This is a genomic window from Anaerobiospirillum succiniciproducens DSM 6400 (assembly GCF_000482845.1).
Taxonomy (GTDB): Bacteria; Pseudomonadota; Gammaproteobacteria; order Enterobacterales; family Succinivibrionaceae; genus Anaerobiospirillum; species Anaerobiospirillum succiniciproducens.
Window position 1 is genome coordinate 13,822 of sequence record NZ_AXWV01000025.1, and the last position, 16,835, is coordinate 30,656.

Sequence of the window (16,835 nt, forward strand, 5' to 3'; positions counted from 1 at the left end):
CTTGCGTTAAGGTGAGATCTATGAATCCTGATTTAACTAGACTGACCCATGTTGAGGTAGCCAAGCTCTGGCAAAGACGTGATGAGATCTTTGTTCTTAGTGAAGCTGAACTTAAGGATAATCAGGCGATCGACTCATCTGGCATTGCCTTTTTAGTTCAGTGGGCTAAAAGTAAAGACAACCACAAGCTCACCTTACGTCATCCATCAAGCACAGTGCGTGCTTTAGTCAAGACATTCCATCTTGAACCACTCTTTGAGATGGCTGACGATTAAATACTGATATAAGAGGCATTGCCTATCTTTTATCAAAGGCCCTGACCTAAACCGTCAGGGCTTTTTCATTTAATCAGCGCCCGCGCCCATCTTTTAGATGCCAACTCATGCTACAAAGCATCCCTACCACGCTAGATGCTGTACTCATTGACGCAGCATAGCGGCAATACCTAGAGACGGCATCGCTGCCGCGTTAAATGCTGTACTCATTGGGCCTGCTAAGTGCTATGCAAGAAAGAGCCATCTTTGATGCAACATAGCTATTGTGTGGTGCAGTGGTAGTTGATTATTGGCAATGTTTGTCATTTCAATCGCATAAACATCGATATTGTTCTATTATTGGCACGCAAATATAGGAACTTACGAGCAGATAGCTTACTAAAGAGTAGCTTTACTATGGTTTAGCTTAGGATGCTGCGACATAAGGATTTAATCATATGACAGGACAAGATAGCCCAAAGGGTAAGACTCAAGGGCATGCAGATCCAAGTGTAGTGCAAAAGATCGAGGCTCAATTAAACGAGCGTGGCAGTTACGTGCGACTGCAGCGTCTTATGTATTACATCCGTCTAAACATTTTGGCTGTGGCTATCTCTACAGGTGTAAGCACTTATTTTCTCTTTCACTATGTAGAGTTCTTAGCACCGATCAAATACCCGCTCAAAAACTTCTTTGACTCAATCGTGCCTGGCCTTATCTTTATGCTATTGTTCCTTGCCTTTAGCAAGGTTGAAATATCCAAGATGAAGCCTCGTCGCTGGCACATTATTTTGGTCATTATCCAAATTGGTATTCCTGCTCTAACTGCCTTTTACATAGCCTCTAATCCAAGCACCTCAATTAAGCTTGAGCTTGAGGGTTTCTTGGTGTGCGTGATTACCCCAACAGCCGCTGCTGCAGCTGTAATTACTGGCAAGCTTGGTGGTGATGAGAGCTCCTTAACTACTTATACCCTGCTTAGCAATTTAGGAGCGGCGATCGGCATTCCGCTTATCTTCCCGCTCATCTCTCCAGCAGCCCAAGGCGGTTTTATTGAGGAATTTTCTAAGATCATGATGCGCACTTTTCCGCTCATCGTGATGCCATTAGTGCTTGCTCAGTTCCTGCGTTATTGTGTAAAGCCAGTAAATCGTTTTATCGCCACTAAGCTCAAGGAGTTTAACTTCTACTTATGGGCTTTTACTTTAAGTACGATTTCAGCTACTGCATGTTCTAACTTAATGAACTCTCCTGAAGATGGCATGACTTTAACCATGCTCGCAGTGGTCGGCTTAGTTGCTACTGCTTTACAATTTGCTTTGGGCAAGCTGATTGGTCACTTAGAGGGGCAGCGTATTAGTGCTGGTCAGGGTTTAGGTCAAAAGAACATGGTCTTTGGTATTTGGATCGCCATTGCCTACTTAAGCCCTGCTTCATCTATTGCTCCTGGCTGTTATATCTTGTGGCAGAACGTGGTTAATTCCTGGCAGCTGTGGTATCGCGAAAGACAAAAAGTTAAGTATTTCGATAAGCAGTAGCTACAAGCTTTATGATCTAGAAAAAAAAAAGAAAAGGAGAACATTCGTTCTCCTTTTCTTTTTCTAAAACTTAAGCACCACGTTGCTCACATACGGCTATTAACCCATATCAGCAGCAGTTACCTTGTCGATAGCCATGGCAAGTTTAGCGGCTGCATCGGCTGCATTTTCATTGGAGAAAATGTCAGCTGGGCAGATGTTGAAGTTCTTATCCTGCTGTAAAGGCAGCAGAGCAAGAGCAATGGAGTTGCTCTTTAAGGATGGACCCCATTTGTCTTTGAACAGATCTACCTTAAGCTCTACCATCTCGTAGTTCTCACGAGTGTTATCGTCGGCATTATCTAAGAAATGCTCAACAAAACGAGGGTGGCACCAGATTGGGAGGAAAGTATGGTAGGTGAACTCATCATCACCCTCAACAGGCTCGTCCTCAAACATTAAAGGCATGCCCTCATCACCCTTCTCTTTGAGGATGTAGACCACGTTTTGCTCTTGGCAGTTCTTAAGACAGAAGAACTGACGGTAATCATCGTCCAACTCGAGGACGGCGTTATACATTTGTTCGGTAAGTTCCATTATAAGTATCCTTCTAAATGCCTGCCGCCAAACGAGCTTAAGGCGTGCTGATAATGAACAGTTATATGTGCAAGCTTATAGCGCTTTGCACATTAGCAATTGAACAATTATAGCCCACAGTCGCGATCTTAGACATATATCGAATCAGATGCTCTGTCAAACTAGCCATATGCATCTGTAATGCAATGACTTCTATTAATGCTGATGGGCTATATAGTTTAGGCAAGCTTAGGCGTCTTGGGAGCTCTTGCTCTTGCGACGGGTTTTAGGCTTGCTAGGCTTATCCTCCTCCACAGTAGAGCCAAAGAGCGCGTCTGCTGCTGATTTGTGTAGCTCCTCAGGAGACATCATTACATCATCTTCCTCATTAGCTTCGGCCTCTGCTTTTTTAGTGGACTTGGCCTTAGCCTTTGGCTTGGCTTTTGGCTTAGCACAAGTCTTTTTAGTAGTAGAGGTGCTATCGGTACTATCTACTTTGGTATTGGACTCATCTGTTGTGGTGCCTTGAGTAAGGATGTTGCCTTTTGCGTCGATAGAGCCTGCCTTAAGCAAGATTGGCTTTAAGAATTGGCCGGTAAAGGAGGCATCGTTAAGTGCAATTTGCTCAGGGGTGCCAGTAGCAATGATTTGGCCGCCGCCACTGCCACCTTCTGGACCAAGATCGATGATGTAGTCAGCACACTTAATCACATCTAAGTTATGCTCAATGACTACAACAGTATTGCCATCATCTCTCAGGCGCATGAGCATATCTAAGAGCTGTTTTACATCATGGAAATGTAAACCAGTGGTAGGCTCATCTAAAACATACAGGGTGTTCTTTGTAGATACCTTTGATAACTCTTTGGCAAGCTTAATACGCTGTGCTTCACCACCAGAGAAGGTAAGTGCTGATTGACCTAAGGTAATGTATGACAGACCCACATCCATAAGCGCTTGGAGTTTACGACGGATCTTAGGTACAGCCTCGAAGAAGGTCAGAGCCTCTTCTACTGTCATATCTAAGACCTCTGATATGTTCTTGCCTTTGTAGTGAATATCTAAAGTTTCACGGTTATAGCGCTTACCTTTACATTGTTCACATTGCACATACACATCAGGTAAGAAGTGCATCTCAACTCTAATGGTGCCATCACCTTGGCAAGCCTCGCAACGACCACCTTTTACGTTAAAGGAGAAACGGCCTGGGGTATAACCACGGGCACGTGACTCTGGGGTCATAGCAAAAAGCTCACGAATACCGGTAAAGAGGTCGATATAAGTAGCAGGGTTAGAGCGTGGGGTTCTGCCAATTGGACTTTGGTCAATACAAATGAGCTTATCAAAGAGCTCAACACCCTCAACTTTCTGGCAGTCAAAGGCCTGATCGACACGGATGGTCTCGCCACCTTTCATGTGTGATGAAACGACTGGAACTAAAGTGTCATTTACTAAGGTGGACTTGCCTGATCCTGAGACACCGGTTACTGCGATAAAGCAGCCAGCTGGGAAAGAGGCTGTGACATTCTTAAGATTGTTGCCCTTGCAGCCAGACAAGCGTAAAAAGCCATGACCGCTATGACGCACTGTAGGCAGGGCAATTTGCTTACGACCCGTGAGGTAATCTGCAGTTAAGGACTGCTCACATTTCATGATCTCTTCAGGTGAGCCCATGGTCACGATGTTACCGCCGTGAACACCTGCACCTGGTCCAATATCTACAATGTAGTCAGCTTGTCGTATCGCATCTTCATCATGCTCAACCACAATCACGCTATTACCAAGATCACGGAGTCTTGCTAAGGCATCTAAGAGGCGTTGATTATCTCTTTGATGTAAACCAATACTTGGCTCATCGAGAACATACATCACGCCTACTAAACCGGCACCGATTTGGCTAGCTAAACGGATACGTTGAGCCTCTCCACCTGAGAGGGTATCGGCTGATCGAGATAGATTTAAATAACCAAGGCCTACGTTCTTTAAGAACATGAGGCGTTCGCGTACTTCTTTTAAGATACGCTCAGCGATTGTGGAGTCTTGCTCTCCTAAACTTAAGCTCGAGAAAAACTCATAAGAGTCGCTAATGGACATGTCGTTGATTTGTGGGAGAGATTTGCCTCCAACAAAGACATGGCAGTATTCATGTTTTAAACGCGCACCATGACACTCAGGGCATACTTTGGTGCTCATGAGGTTTTGTAACTGTGCCTGATAAGACTCAGAGTCGCTTTCTTTAGCCTGGCGCTCAAAGTATCCAATCACACCCATAAAGCTGCGATCAGAGTCCTTTTTGGTATCAGCATTGCCGTAAAGCACAATCTCTTGTTCTTTGCGTGTGAGATCTTTAAACGGCTTATAGATGTCGATGCCTGCTTCATCGCAAGCAGGGACTAACAGACGATAAAAGCTCCATGAGCGTTTATCCCACAGAGCAATCGCACCCTCTTCAATAGACTTATTAGGATCAGGCACGACACGTTCTTCTGAAAAGACCATTTGCTTGCCCAAGCCATCACATTTAGGGCATGCGCCATGGGGGCTGTTAAACGAGAAGTTACGTGGCTCAAGCTCAGGGATGGAATAGCCGCACTCAGGACAAGAGTATGACGATGATAAGATGATCTCTTCATCCTTAGTGTGCTCATCCATAGGCACTAACATGGCAAGGCCATCGGCAGTTTTAAGAGCGGTTTCAAAAGACTCTGCCAGACGTTGCTTGATATCTGCCTTAACTTTGAAACGGTCAACCACCACCTCAATGTGGTGTTTGATGTGAAGTTGTAGATCGGGTGGATCGCTTAAATCGCAAATCTCACCGTCCACACGAGCACGGATAAAGCCTTGAGAGGCAAGCTCAGCAAAAAGCTGCTTATACTCACCCTTACGTCCTCTAACTACAGGAGCAAGGATCATAAGTTTAGTACCCTCTGCATAAGCGAGGGTTTGATCAACCATTTGTGAGACAGTTTGCGCTTTGAGTTCAATACCGTGCTCTGGACATACTGCGATACCAATACGAGCAAATAGAAGACGCAGATAGTCATGGATTTCAGTGACAGTGCCTACAGTTGAGCGCGGATTACGTGAGGTGGATTTTTGCTCAATGGAGATCGCAGGAGAGAGGCCTTCAATACTATCCACATCAGGCTTATCCATAAGCTGCAGGAACTGACGGGCATAGGCCGACAATGACTCAACATAGCGTCTTTGGCCTTCGGCATACAAAGTATCAAAGGCTAAAGAAGACTTGCCTGATCCTGAAAGACCTGTAATCACGCACATCTTATCGCGTGGAAGGGTCAAGTTGATGTTCTTGAGATTATGTGTGCGAGCACCGCGAATGACTATCTTATCCATGGAAACTTATATCGTTCGTCTGCAAGTAAGTCTACTGCTACCGTACTAGGAGCGCTATATTTTTGAGCGGGCGCTGTTGTAGTTAATGGTGCAGCAAGGACAGTGCATCAATATATCTCAACATCGCGCTAAAAGATCGTAAAGCGTTGATTAAGAGGAAAAAACTCACTGATTACTGATTGTTTGAATGTCTTAATTTAGCGATGTGATCGTGCATTACGATGAGCTAATAAGACCTAAAGATAAGAGGGATGGGGTGATAGAAAGGCGATTAGAACGCGGCTAAATTTTCTTTATGCACAAGAAAGTATTTCTGTGTGCTTTTCGGTTAATATGATGAGCGTTAATTACTTCTCAAGTGAAAGTCTTACTTTGTTCTTTTTTAAAGACTTGGTTGGCTTTGCTTAGAAGCAACGGCTTTTGCAAGTATCACTCCCCGTTTGTGGCGCTAAGTGCAGTAATTAACAAATGATCCCAGCAAAAGGCTGCTAAATATTGAGGCAGGGACATGGGATGAAGATTGGTTTAAACGCAAGATAAGCTAGAGCGCCTTTTCTGTAGATGTAATTTATGCATGTACTTGTGAGTGCGTCTTAGAGGCTGTGAGCGTAAGTATGTAGAGAAAAGTATGGCAAGAACGGTAAATAGCGTTACCTTATTGGGCATCATTGCTGATGAGCCTGTGGTACGTGAGTTTAGTTATAACTCTAAGGTTGCCAATGTAACTTTAGTCACTCACGAAAGTACTCGCAATGCCCAGACAGGTCAATGGGACGATGTTCCTGAATGGCACAGAGTAGTTGCTTGGGGACATCTTGCGGATTTAATGGCTAAATACGTTCACAAAGGCTCCAAGCTCTATGTCGAGGGTCGTCTGAGAACTCGTTCTTATACCGACAGTGCTGGAGTTAAAAGAAAGACTACCGAAATTGTAGCCTCCGAGGTTATCTTAAGTGATTCACGCAAAGGCCGTGATCAAGAGGGTAACGTACCAACAGAAAACTTCTCAGCTTATCCATCACCAGATGCCAATTACTTTTCAGGTGACAATGGCACCAATTCTACATTTGCACAAGCTGAGCAAAGCTATGGTAATAATCTCAAGCCTGTAGGTTTTAACGAGGCTTTTAATTCTCAAGCAGAGCCAGCGTTTTCTAAGCAACAGACTCAAGATACATTTGATGCACCGTATGCAAAATCTAATGAGCCAAGCCATGAGCTTGCATCAAGTGGTAGTGCACCTGTTCAAGGATCACCTCAAGCACCACAAGACGAGTCAGATGATGATCTGCCGTTCTAAAGGGCAATAGGACAGTTTTACAAGGCATATATCCAACTAAATTGCTCTTAAGTGTTGGGGTAGGTGCCAACAACAGTTTATCGCGTGGCTTACACGGCTAAGCCACTTTAGAGGGGCTATCAAGCTTAATCTTGTAGACCCATGATTCCCATGTTTTTATACAGCGCTAACACAGACATAAGATGTTTGTGTGCAGCATGAAAAGTGGGAGAAATAGGATTTTTTACAATAGAGCGATGAGCAAGCGTAGTGCTTGTTAACATCTCTTTAGCGTACTGATTAGAGAAATAAAAATGGCAAGGACAGTTAATCGCGTTACTTTATTAGGCTACATCGCTGATGAGCCTGTTATCCGTACTGTTGGTGGCGACAATAAGGTTGCTAATGTGACCTTAGTAACCAACGAAAGCACCCGCAACCAGCAGACCGGACAGTGGGAAGAAGTTCCTGAGTGGCACCGTGTAGTAGCCTGGGGTCGTCTTGCCGACGTAATCGGTAACTACGTACACAAGGGTTCTAAGCTCTATGTTGAGGGTCGTTTAAGAACTCAGTCCTACACTGATAACTCTGGTATCAAGAGAAAGTCTACTGAAATCATTGCCTCTGAGGTTATCTTCGGTGATTCCCGTGGCGGTAACTCTGGTGATTACCAAGGTGGCAATCGCGGCGGTTACCAAAGCGGTGGCTACAATAACGGTGGCGATTATCAAGGTGGTGGTCGTGGTAATTACAACAATGGTTACCAAGGCGGTGGCTACAATAATGGTGGTGATTACCAAGGTGGCAATCGTGGTGGACAGAACAATAACTTTGGCTCTTTCCCACAAGGTGGTCGCGGCGGTTTCCCAAATGATACTGGCAATAACGGCAATAGCTTCCCAGGTGGCTCTAATGGTGGTTATGGCGAGTGGGGTAACAATGCCCAGGGTGCAGCTCCTCAGATGGCAGCACCTCAAGCTCCTTCATACCAATCTATTGGCCAGGGCATGAATGCTCAAGCAGTCGCTCCAGGTGCTGATAGCAGCTATAACTCACCATATGGTTCAAGCGCAGCTCCATCTGCATCTCCATATGGCGATGCTCCAGCAGCCCCATCTGCTCCAATGTCTTCTCCTTCCCCAGCAGCTCCAGTACCACCAGTTGATAATGATACTGACGACGAAGTACCGTTCTAAAAAACGATGGATTAGCTAAGTTAGCCTGCAACTAGAGTCATACTGCTTAAAAAGGCCTAGCTAGTCTCAGATACTTTGTAATCAAGAGGCTATACCTATTTTCATGGGTATGGCCTTTTCTTTTGTTAATTGCATTAAGTTACGACCTGTTGCGTTTAAAAGCTAAGTTATGTAAAGGGCATTAGAATGAGCAGTTGCTCATATTTGTTAGCTTGATGCATTTAACAATATGAAGTTTCAATTAAGGGCGATATGGATAATTTTTCTTCTAATGCAAAGACAGAGTCAAGTGCATTTATGTGGCTTAATTTACTCAAAAATACTTACGTTTTATCTGATGGTGATAGTTCTTTGTCATCAGCATCGTGAACTTATGGATCAAATTAGCAAAAAATCGCGGTTCTACGGTAATTATCGACTGCACAAATAATGCGATGTGCTATACTTTACAATCGTGCAATAAAGGTTAATTTGATTGAGATTAAGGCGTTTTGCTCGCAAAATATGAGTAAATGCTGAAGATTTTGTTCAAATTTACGAACTTTTGCAGATTGTGGCGGTCTAGTAATCAACGTGCCTTATATATTTGTGACGATTGATTGAGAGTCAGTGTAGCTTAGCTCATAAGACTTTTTAGATTACATTCCATATCTGCGGCACTCAAAATTTGCACTTAAGTTAACTCTTTGGTGTGTGAAAGAATTTTAAGCATAAGACAGCTCAAAGAGGCTTGTGACGACTTGTTAAGTCACTAAAGAGCCCTTAGAGTGAAGCTCGACTTAGGCTCATGTCTTATTGCTTCTATGGCTATCAGAGCTAGTAGCACTACGTATGCTCATTTGCCTTTCAATAAAGAGTAAAAGCTTTTCTGAGGCCATAGTGTATAGACAAAGGCTTGTCTTAGATTTACAGGGCAGTACTTGTCTAGAATATAAGTTAAAAATTAATTAGCACCGTAGCGACAAAAGCTCTATACATTACCCGGCCAAGGTTTACGCACATGTTCAAAAAACTTCGCGCCATGTTCTCCAATGACCTGTCTATCGACTTGGGAACCGCCAACACTTTAGTTTATGTCAAGGACAAAGGCATCGTTCTTAACGAGCCATCTGTAGTCTCTGTTCGTCTGGATAAGACCAACGGTGCAAAGATGAGTGTGGATGCTGTTGGTAAGGCCGCTAAGGTAATGTTAGGTAAGAATCCTGACAATATCGAAGTTATCCGTCCTATGAAAGATGGTGTTATTGCTGACTTCGAGTACACCGAGAAGATGCTGCAGCACTTCATCGGTACTGTGCTTTCAGGTTCTTCATTCTTCCCATTCAAGCCTTCCCCACGTGTATTAGTGTGCGTACCTTGCGGTGCAACCCAGGTTGAGCGTCGCGCTATTCGTGAGTCTGTTGAAGGTGCGGGTGCCTCTGAGGTGTTCTTAATTACTGAGCCTATGGCTGCTGCAATCGGTGCAGGCTTACCTGTATCTGAGGCATCTGGCTCTATGATTGTTGATATCGGTGGTGGTACTACCGAAGTTGCGATCATTTCCTTAAACGGTGTGGTTTACTCTAACTCTGTTCGTATCGGTGGTGACCGTTTCGATCAGGCTATTATCGATTACGTACGTAATACCAAGCGTTATGAGATCGGTGAGGCTACTGCTGAAGCAGTTAAAATTGAGATCGGTTCTGCTTATGCAGAAGAGGAGATGCACGAGAAGGAAGTTCGTGGTCGTTCTGTAGTTGAGGGTGTACCACGTTCATTCACTCTTAACACCAACGAAATTCTTGAGGCTCTGTCTGACCCAATTAAGGGTATCGTATCTGCAGTACGTGCTGCTCTTGAAAAGTCTCCTCCTGAGCTTGCAGCTGATATCGCTGAGCGCGGTATGATGCTCTCAGGCGGTGGTGCGCTGCTTCACAACCTCGATAAGCTCTTACGTGAAGAGACTGGTATCCCTGTTATCGTGGCAGAGGATCCTCTTACCTGCGTAGCTCGTGGCGGTGGTCGTGCACTTGAGATGTACGATGCTCACGAGAGCGAGATTTTCGACTAATCAATTGTGTTTGCGCCGTGATACGCGTAAATCTCAGGCTAGGGGTCTATATTTAGACCCGCTATCCTGACTCAGCCCGGCCCTGGTAGGACGGGCTTTTTGCGTTTATAAGACCCTCTGTGACTGTGCTTTAAACTTGAGCTTGCTAGTGTTTAAAGTGGCTATTTTTCTAGAGCCTTGGTTTTGGCAAATGTTCTAGACAAGCGCTTTGCATGCATGGCTAAAAGCATACTCTTAGTGTGGACTAGCACGGATAGGTGGGTGCTTTTGCACTATCTTGTGTATACAGCTTTAACTTGGAGAGGTTGTTTCTTTGAATAGGCCCGAAACACCGTCTTTATTCTTAACGCTACGTTTTGTGATAGTACTGATTTTATCGATAGTACTGATCTTTGCTGATGCAAGACTCAAGCTGTTAAGTGAGTTCCGCTATTACATCGAAACAGCGCTTTACCCTGTGTTGGTTTTTGCTGAGTCTCCTAACTCTATTTCTAAAGTAGTGTCTTCTCAGTTTAAATCACGCTCTGAGCTTATCGATGAAAACGAGCGCCTGTCTACTGAGAACTACCTGCAGCGCGTGGACATCATGCGTATGGAAACCTTAGAGCAGGAAAACGCAGCTATGCGTAAGCTGCTCAACTCTCCTGTTAATGTTGGTTCTCGTCGTATGTTCGCTGAGGTCATTGATGTGGACTCAGATCCATACTTACAGCGAATTGTAGTTAACCGTGGTGCCTCTGCAGGTGTCTATGAGGGCATGCCTGTTATTACCGACGAAGGCTTAGTAGGCCAAGTTGTGAGCGTAGCTTATGCAAGCTCTCGCGTCTTGTTATTTTCAGACCCATCAAGTGCTATTCCTGTGCTGAACGTGCGTAATCAGGTACGTTCCATCCTTACAGGTACAGGCATGTCAGATGAATTATCGATCGACAATATGCCGCGTTCATCTGATATTAAAGAGGGTGATCTTTTAGTTACATCAGGTTTAGGTGGCATATTCCCTGAGGGCTATCCAGTCGCTATTGTAAGCTCGGTGGGTTTTTCTGAAGACCAGCCTTTTGCAGTGGTTAAGGCTAAGCCTTTAGTGGATACAGATAAGATTCGCTACGTACTGATGTTCTGGTATGAGCCAAACAATCAAGGCACCGATGCTCAGGTAAAGCCTAAAGAGCAAACTGACAGTAAGGTAATCTTACGTCAAGAGCATGTTAAGAAGCTTATTGAAAGCTTAACCGACGGCGATCGTACCGCTGTTACTCATGGCGATAAGAAAGACGGCAAGGATAAAAAAGACATATCAGCCAACGCTAATGTTAAAGCAACGATAGTTTCAGCTATGTACTCTAAAGCCGAGGTAAATCATGGCTAGCCCAAAGAAAGAACAGTACCGTAGCTCCTATTTGCTCTTTTTTCCTCTGCTATTCATCGTTTTGATTTTAGAAATTGTGCGCCTACCAGCGGCTGCATCTCAATATCGCCCTGACATTTTAGGTGTGATGCTGATTTTCTTTGCGATGACCGATCCTAAGCGTATCAATATTGGTATGGCTTGGATTAGTGGTTTACTTCTAGACATCCTCTCTGGAGCTCCATTTGGCGTTAACGGTCTAAAAGTAGCCTTTGAAGTGTTCATGGTGATCTCTCAATTCAAACGCTTCCCATCATTTATGCTTTGGCAGCAAATGGTGATTATTGGCATCGTTAACATGATTGGTAGCGTTGGCGTTTACTGGATTTGTAACTTAATCGGACAAGCTGGTTATAACGAGTTCTTTGGCTGGAGCTCTATAGTTACCATGCTCTCTTGGCCTGTGATGCTCTTTGTAGGTGCTTTCTTATGGCGCCTCTTCAAGATTAGTGAAGCTAGTTCGAAAAAAGAAAAAGAACTCTAATTAAGTTTGATGCTCTCTTTTTTTGAGAAGCTCGAGGTTTTCTAATGTCTGCAGATTTTGATTTAATTTTAGCTTCAGGCTCACCACGTCGTCGTGATTTCCTTGCGAATATGGGCCTTAAGTTTGTCATTGATAAGCCTGATGCAGATGAGCGTGTGCTAGAGGGTGAGTCAGCTAAGGCTTATGTTGAGCGTATTGCTAAAGAGAAAGCCATTATCGTCGCATCACGCAATCCAGGACAGATTGTTTTAGCTGCCGATACTGCAGTTGTTTGCCAAGATCAAATCTTAGGTAAGCCTGTTGATCGCGAGGATGCCAAGCGCATCTTGCGCCTTTTGTCGGGCAAAACTCATGAGGTTATGACTGGCGTTTGTATTATTAAGGACGACGTAATTCGTCAAATCTTTGAGTCATCAAAAGTAACATTCGCTACCCTCGATGAAGAGTTGCTGGAAATTTATACAGCCTCAGGCGAGAGCGATGACAAATCAGGTGCCTACGCAGTACAGGGCATTGGAGCAATGTTTATTCAAAAAGTGGAAGGCTCCGTAAGTTCAGTTGTTGGACTGCCTGTCTGTCAGGTGCGTGAAGTATTAGCAAGCTTTGGTCTTAAGCCACGTACAGTAGCTACTAAATAAGATAGGTGATCGTTGCTTGGCAACGCTGATTGACATGTGAAAGCTGTCTTTGGCCTCTTCACAAGCGCTTAAGCCTGTAAATAGGCTTATCTAAAGTCTTAAGGTCAATTATGTTCTCACAAGCGTAAGGTTAGGAAGAAACCATATATGGATAATTTAGCGTACGTTAAAGAGCAACTTCTCAATGGTGCTGGCATCGATGAGGACTTTCTCTATCAATGTCTGGGTATCCTTAATGAGCGCAAACTCGATTTTGGCGATATCTTCTTTGAGCATGAGGTGGTCGAGTCATTCTTCCTTGAAGAGGGCATCATTAAAGAAGGTGCATACCGCATTTCATCCGGTGTGGGTGTACGCGGCCTGATTGGTGAGAAAACTGGTTTTGCTTATTCCGACGTGATTGAGCGTAATGCAGTATTAGATGCCTGTAGAGCAGCTCGTTCGATTAGCTCTGGACATAATATGACTCCAAGGGGCATCAATATCACCCCACATGAACTCAAGCCTTTATATGTACAGGAAAATCCTCTGTTATCTATGAGTCGCGAGCAGAAAGCAGCGTTACTTATGAGAGCTAATGAGGTTGCTCGTTCTGCTGATAGCCGTGTTGATCAGGTAGATGTGAGCTTAGGACAGGTGCATCGCATGATGTTAGTGGCTAACACCGATGGCACTTTATGTGCGGATGTTAAGCCAATTGTGCAGTTTAATGTCAGTGTCGTGATGAAGAATGGCGATCGTCATGAGCAAGGCTCATCTGCTATGGGTGGTGCTTTCTTATTAGACGAGCTCACTAAGAACGATGCTTTTGAGAAAGTAGCCCTTGATGCTGTACGTATGGCATCTGTAAACCTTGAGGCTATTCCAGCTCCTGCTGGTAGTATGCCGGTGGTATTAGGCGCAGGCTGGCCAGCGGTGTTAATTCACGAGGCTGTTGGTCATGGCCTTGAGGGTGATGGTAACTTCCATAAGACCTCAGCATATTGGGATAAGGTTGGTCAGAAGGTAGCATCAGAGGCATGTACCATTGTTGATGATGGTACTATTCCTAACCGTCGTGGCTCTCAATCATGTGATGATGAGGGTACTGTAAGTAAGCATAATGTGCTCATTGAAAACGGTATTTTAAAGGGCTTTATGCACGATCGTCGCAGTGCCATGCTGATGGGTGCTGAGCCTACTGGTAACGGTCGTCGCCAAAACTATTCTTGTCTTACTATCCCTCGTATGACCAATACATATATGATGCCTGGAAAGTACAAGAAAGAAGAGTTAATCGCCTCCTTAGATAAAGGTATTTATGCAGTTAACTTCTCAGGTGGACAAGTAGACACCACCTCAGGTCGCTTTGTATTCTCAGCCTCTGAGGCCTACTTAGTTGAAAATGGCAAGATCACAGCTCCAATTAAGGGTGCTACCTTAATCGGCACTGGTGATCAAACCATGCAGAAGGTCACCATGGTTGCAGATGATTTAGAGTTTGATCGTGGCATTGGCTGGTGTGGAAAGGCAGGTCAGTCAGTGCGTGTTGGTATTGGTCAGCCTACAGTTAAGATTAGTGAAATCACTGTTGGCGGATCCGATGCAAACTGTGCCTCCTGCCAAGCTTAGTAGTCTATTAGGCTAGAGATTTCACAACTAAACCATATCCATAACCGCATCCATACTAATTTGTACAGCAGCCTAAAAATTTATAAAGGCACCTACATAGTTATTTGGATGCAATTGCCGCTGTTTTTAGAAAGCAGATAAAGTTATCCACACTCAGAAGACAAACTTGAGTGCTGTAATTTTTACTAAGATGCAGCGGTGCAATATAGATTTTTCCCTTTAAGGGACACGGAGAGAATCATGGCTGTTCAAGAGCATTTTGAGGGTTTTGATACTGAGCCAGATGAGCTCAGTCGCTCTGCTCACAAGCGTGAAGCTCAGGCAATTCGTAAGCTTGCTGATAAAATTGCCGATTTAGGTGATACTGCCTTTGCACGTTTGAAGTTTGAGGAAGAAGAAGTTAAAGAGGCTTTTGTAAAGGCTCGTTCTTTACGCCGCATCTCAGATGAGCGTCGTCGTCAGCTGCAGTTTGCTGCTAAATTGTTACGTTCTTTTGGTCATGAAGATCTTGAGAATCAGATTAACAACTTAAGCACCACTGCTAAAGAAGATCCTAAGGCAATGCGTCTTGAAATGCTGCGTGAGTACTTAATTCATGGCGGTATCAAGGGTGTTAACTCCTTAGTAGAGCTGATTCCATCAATTGATCGCAACAAGCTTAGAACTTTAGTTAAGCGTGCCCATGATGAGTTGTCTTCAACTTTACCTGATCGCCCACAAGCACGTGCCTTATATAAGTTCATTAAAACTGAGGTCAACAACGCCGGTGTCGAGATTCCTGACACCATGCTGCGCCCAAAAAGCAACGGCTCATAAGCTAGCCCATTGCCTATAAGCAAGCGCACAGCCCATAAGCTAGTGCACTCTCAGGCAGCGCTAGCCCCCTAAGGCCTAGCACCCAAAACTCTAGCACCGACAACTTTAGCACCCAACCGCGCGGTGATAGCGGTGTAAGAGTACTAGCCTTGCAGCTTGAGATGTAGTCTAGAGCTTTTTTTAGACGGTTGTTAACTTAAGAACAGTAGTGATGCGGTATCTTTGCCGCTAGTCATATAGAGATCTGCCATGTCATATTTTGCACAGTTACCAGAACTTAAAAAGCAGTTTGAAGATCTGGCCATGAAGGCTGTAGAAATTGCCAAGTCAAAAGGTGCTGATGAGGTTCGTGTTCGTATTTCAGGCGGTAAAGGACTTGATGTTTCATCACGTCACTGTGAAGTGGAGAATCTTGAGTTCAATCAGATGCAGGGCATGTCCATTACTGTATATAAGGACAAGCACTGCGGCCATGCTAATACTAGCGACTTCTCCATTGCGAGCATCACAGATACTGCCGAATCTGCATTAAATCTGTGTAAGTACACCTCTCGCGATGAGTTTGCAGGGCTGTGCGATGCAAAAGAGCTTTACCATGGTGACGAGGATCTTGAGTTACTCTATGAGCTTGAAGAGGATCCTGACACCTTAGTTAAACGTGCAGTGGATCTAGACAAGCTAGCCGTTGCCATGGTGGACAAAAACAAGGATAAGGGTCTTAAAGAGTCTGATGGTGCGTCATATTCCACCATGTACTCTGTACGCACCTTAGCTACTAGCCATGGTTTTTGTAAGAGCTCTGTAGAGTCAGAGTACTCAAAATACATTAGCCTGGTCGGTGAGCAAAATGGTGTTATGCAGCGCTCTGGAGGCAGCTATATTGGCATCAACCCAGCTTTAGAGTGGGCTGATGAGCGTGTGGCTGATGAGGCTGTGCAAAGAACCTTAGGAAAGCTTGGTGCATCTAAGGTTAAGACCGGTAAATACAACATTATCTTTAGCCGTGGTGCCGCAAGCGAGCTGATGCTGCCATTTATCAACGCTATTAGCGGTATGCTCATCTATCAGAACTCTTCGTTCTTAAAAGATAGTCTTAACTCTCAGGTATTCCCTGAGTTCTTATCGGTTAAAGAAGATCCGCTTATTAAGGGCGGTATTGCATCTGCCTTATTCGATGCTGAGGGTGTAGCAACACGACCATTAGATGTGGTCAGCAACGGTATCTTAAAAGAGTTCTTTATCGATACTTACTCTGGCAGAAAGCTCAACATGAAGTGCAATGGTCACAATGATCCTTGCTATAACATCTTCTTCAATCCTGATGACGAGCATGGCGGCTCTTTAGAGGATATCCTTAAGAAGGCTGGCTCTGGTATCGTGGTTCATCAGCTCATGGGTCAGGGCGTGAATATCGTTAACGGTAACTATAGCCGTGGTGTTTCAGGCTACTATTTTGAAAATGGTGAGCGAGTCCATGCTGTTGATGAGATTACTGTTGCCGGTAATCTTAAGGAGATGTACGCCTCTATTGCGATGATTGGTAATGATCGTGATGAGCGCCGCCGCATACAGACAGGCTCAGTATGGATCCCAGAGCTTACTGTATCGGGAAGCTAAGAAACCACAGCCTTTGACAATGCATTAGC

The 16,835-nt window shown here is 44.5% G+C and carries 13 protein-coding genes; 11 read left to right on the forward strand and 2 right to left on the reverse strand.

Going from position 1 to position 16,835, the window contains the following annotated elements:
• Window positions 1-20: 20 nt before the first annotated feature.
• Window positions 21-275, forward strand: a complete 255-nt coding sequence (locus tag H524_RS14235; RefSeq protein WP_044121479.1) for an STAS domain-containing protein — start codon at window positions 21-23, stop codon at window positions 273-275.
• A gap of 437 nt (window positions 276-712) precedes the next feature.
• Window positions 713-1,792, forward strand: coding sequence for a bile acid:sodium symporter family protein (locus tag H524_RS0104290; protein ID WP_052338906.1), 1,080 nt, complete (start codon window positions 713-715; stop codon window positions 1,790-1,792).
• Between the two features lie 99 nt (window positions 1,793-1,891).
• Here H524_RS0104290 and H524_RS0104295 read toward each other — a convergent pair whose 3' ends face one another.
• Both H524_RS0104295 and uvrA read right to left on the reverse strand, forming a co-directional pair.
• Window positions 1,892-2,368 carry a DUF2750 domain-containing protein gene (locus H524_RS0104295; RefSeq protein ID WP_027939331.1) on the reverse strand — a complete coding sequence of 159 codons (477 nt, stop codon included), beginning with the start codon at window positions 2,366-2,368 and terminating at the stop codon, window positions 1,892-1,894.
• 228 nt (window positions 2,369-2,596) lie between these two features.
• Window positions 2,597-5,707 (reverse strand): excinuclease ABC subunit UvrA, encoded by a 3,111-nt coding sequence (uvrA, locus tag H524_RS14240; protein ID WP_084281656.1) that lies wholly within the window; start codon window positions 5,705-5,707, stop codon window positions 2,597-2,599.
• A 628-nt stretch (window positions 5,708-6,335) separates the two neighbouring features.
• On the opposite strand from uvrA, the gene H524_RS16395 reads away from it, so the two are divergent.
• The 9 genes from H524_RS16395 (at window position 6,336) to H524_RS0104345 (ending at window position 16,806) form a co-directional block, all read left to right on the forward strand.
• Window positions 6,336-7,007, forward strand: a complete 672-nt coding sequence (locus H524_RS16395) for a single-stranded DNA-binding protein (protein WP_052338907.1) — start codon at window positions 6,336-6,338, stop codon at window positions 7,005-7,007.
• 293 nt (window positions 7,008-7,300) lie between these two features.
• A complete protein-coding gene (locus H524_RS16400) occupies window positions 7,301-8,182 on the forward strand; it encodes a single-stranded DNA-binding protein (RefSeq protein ID WP_052338908.1) in 882 nt (293 codons plus the stop codon).
• Between the two features lie 1,000 nt (window positions 8,183-9,182).
• Window positions 9,183-10,232, forward strand: a complete 1,050-nt coding sequence (locus H524_RS0104315) for a rod shape-determining protein (RefSeq protein WP_027939332.1) — start codon at window positions 9,183-9,185, stop codon at window positions 10,230-10,232.
• A 313-nt stretch (window positions 10,233-10,545) separates the two neighbouring features.
• The gene (gene mreC / locus H524_RS14255) at window positions 10,546-11,601 is read left to right on the forward strand and encodes a rod shape-determining protein MreC (RefSeq protein WP_084281657.1); all 1,056 of its coding nucleotides are present in this window, start codon (window positions 10,546-10,548) and stop codon (window positions 11,599-11,601) included.
• The gene (gene mreD / locus H524_RS0104325) at window positions 11,594-12,124 is read left to right on the forward strand and encodes a rod shape-determining protein MreD (RefSeq protein ID WP_027939333.1); all 531 of its coding nucleotides are present in this window, start codon (window positions 11,594-11,596) and stop codon (window positions 12,122-12,124) included. Before mreC ends, mreD begins: the two co-directional genes overlap by 8 nt.
• Before the next feature lie 44 nt (window positions 12,125-12,168).
• Complete coding sequence (locus H524_RS0104330) at window positions 12,169-12,762, forward strand: Maf family protein (RefSeq protein WP_027939334.1); 594 nt, start codon at window positions 12,169-12,171, stop codon at window positions 12,760-12,762.
• A 147-nt stretch (window positions 12,763-12,909) separates the two neighbouring features.
• Complete coding sequence (tldD, locus tag H524_RS0104335) at window positions 12,910-14,373, forward strand: metalloprotease TldD (RefSeq protein WP_027939335.1); 1,464 nt, start codon at window positions 12,910-12,912, stop codon at window positions 14,371-14,373.
• Between the two features lie 240 nt (window positions 14,374-14,613).
• Window positions 14,614-15,189 carry a ribosome biogenesis factor YjgA gene (yjgA, locus tag H524_RS0104340; RefSeq protein ID WP_027939336.1) on the forward strand — a complete coding sequence of 192 codons (576 nt, stop codon included), beginning with the start codon at window positions 14,614-14,616 and terminating at the stop codon, window positions 15,187-15,189.
• 249 nt (window positions 15,190-15,438) lie between these two features.
• A complete protein-coding gene (locus tag H524_RS0104345; protein ID WP_027939337.1) occupies window positions 15,439-16,806 on the forward strand; it encodes a metallopeptidase TldD-related protein in 1,368 nt (455 codons plus the stop codon).
• The last annotated feature ends 29 nt before the right edge of the window (window positions 16,807-16,835 follow it).

What these genes read in the sequence shown, in the direction of transcription:
- H524_RS16395 (WP_052338907.1), top strand. Translation starts at nt 6,336, where the DNA reads ATGGCAAGAACGGTAAATAGCGTTACCTTATTGGGCATCATTGCTGAT.
- H524_RS0104315 (WP_027939332.1), top strand. Translation starts at nt 9,183, where the DNA reads ATGTTCAAAAAACTTCGCGCCATGTTCTCCAATGACCTGTCTATCGAC.
- yjgA (WP_027939336.1), top strand. Translation starts at nt 14,614, where the DNA reads ATGGCTGTTCAAGAGCATTTTGAGGGTTTTGATACTGAGCCAGATGAG.
- uvrA (WP_084281656.1), bottom strand. Translation starts at nt 5,707, where the DNA reads ATGGATAAGATAGTCATTCGCGGTGCTCGCACACATAATCTCAAGAAC.
- H524_RS0104345 (WP_027939337.1), top strand. Translation starts at nt 15,439, where the DNA reads ATGTCATATTTTGCACAGTTACCAGAACTTAAAAAGCAGTTTGAAGAT.
- H524_RS0104290 (WP_052338906.1), top strand. Translation starts at nt 713, where the DNA reads ATGACAGGACAAGATAGCCCAAAGGGTAAGACTCAAGGGCATGCAGAT.
- H524_RS0104330 (WP_027939334.1), top strand. Translation starts at nt 12,169, where the DNA reads ATGTCTGCAGATTTTGATTTAATTTTAGCTTCAGGCTCACCACGTCGT.
- H524_RS0104295 (WP_027939331.1), bottom strand. Translation starts at nt 2,368, where the DNA reads ATGGAACTTACCGAACAAATGTATAACGCCGTCCTCGAGTTGGACGAT.
- tldD (WP_027939335.1), top strand. Translation starts at nt 12,910, where the DNA reads ATGGATAATTTAGCGTACGTTAAAGAGCAACTTCTCAATGGTGCTGGC.
- mreD (WP_027939333.1), top strand. Translation starts at nt 11,594, where the DNA reads ATGGCTAGCCCAAAGAAAGAACAGTACCGTAGCTCCTATTTGCTCTTT.
- H524_RS16400 (WP_052338908.1), top strand. Translation starts at nt 7,301, where the DNA reads ATGGCAAGGACAGTTAATCGCGTTACTTTATTAGGCTACATCGCTGAT.
- H524_RS14235 (WP_044121479.1), top strand. Translation starts at nt 21, where the DNA reads ATGAATCCTGATTTAACTAGACTGACCCATGTTGAGGTAGCCAAGCTC.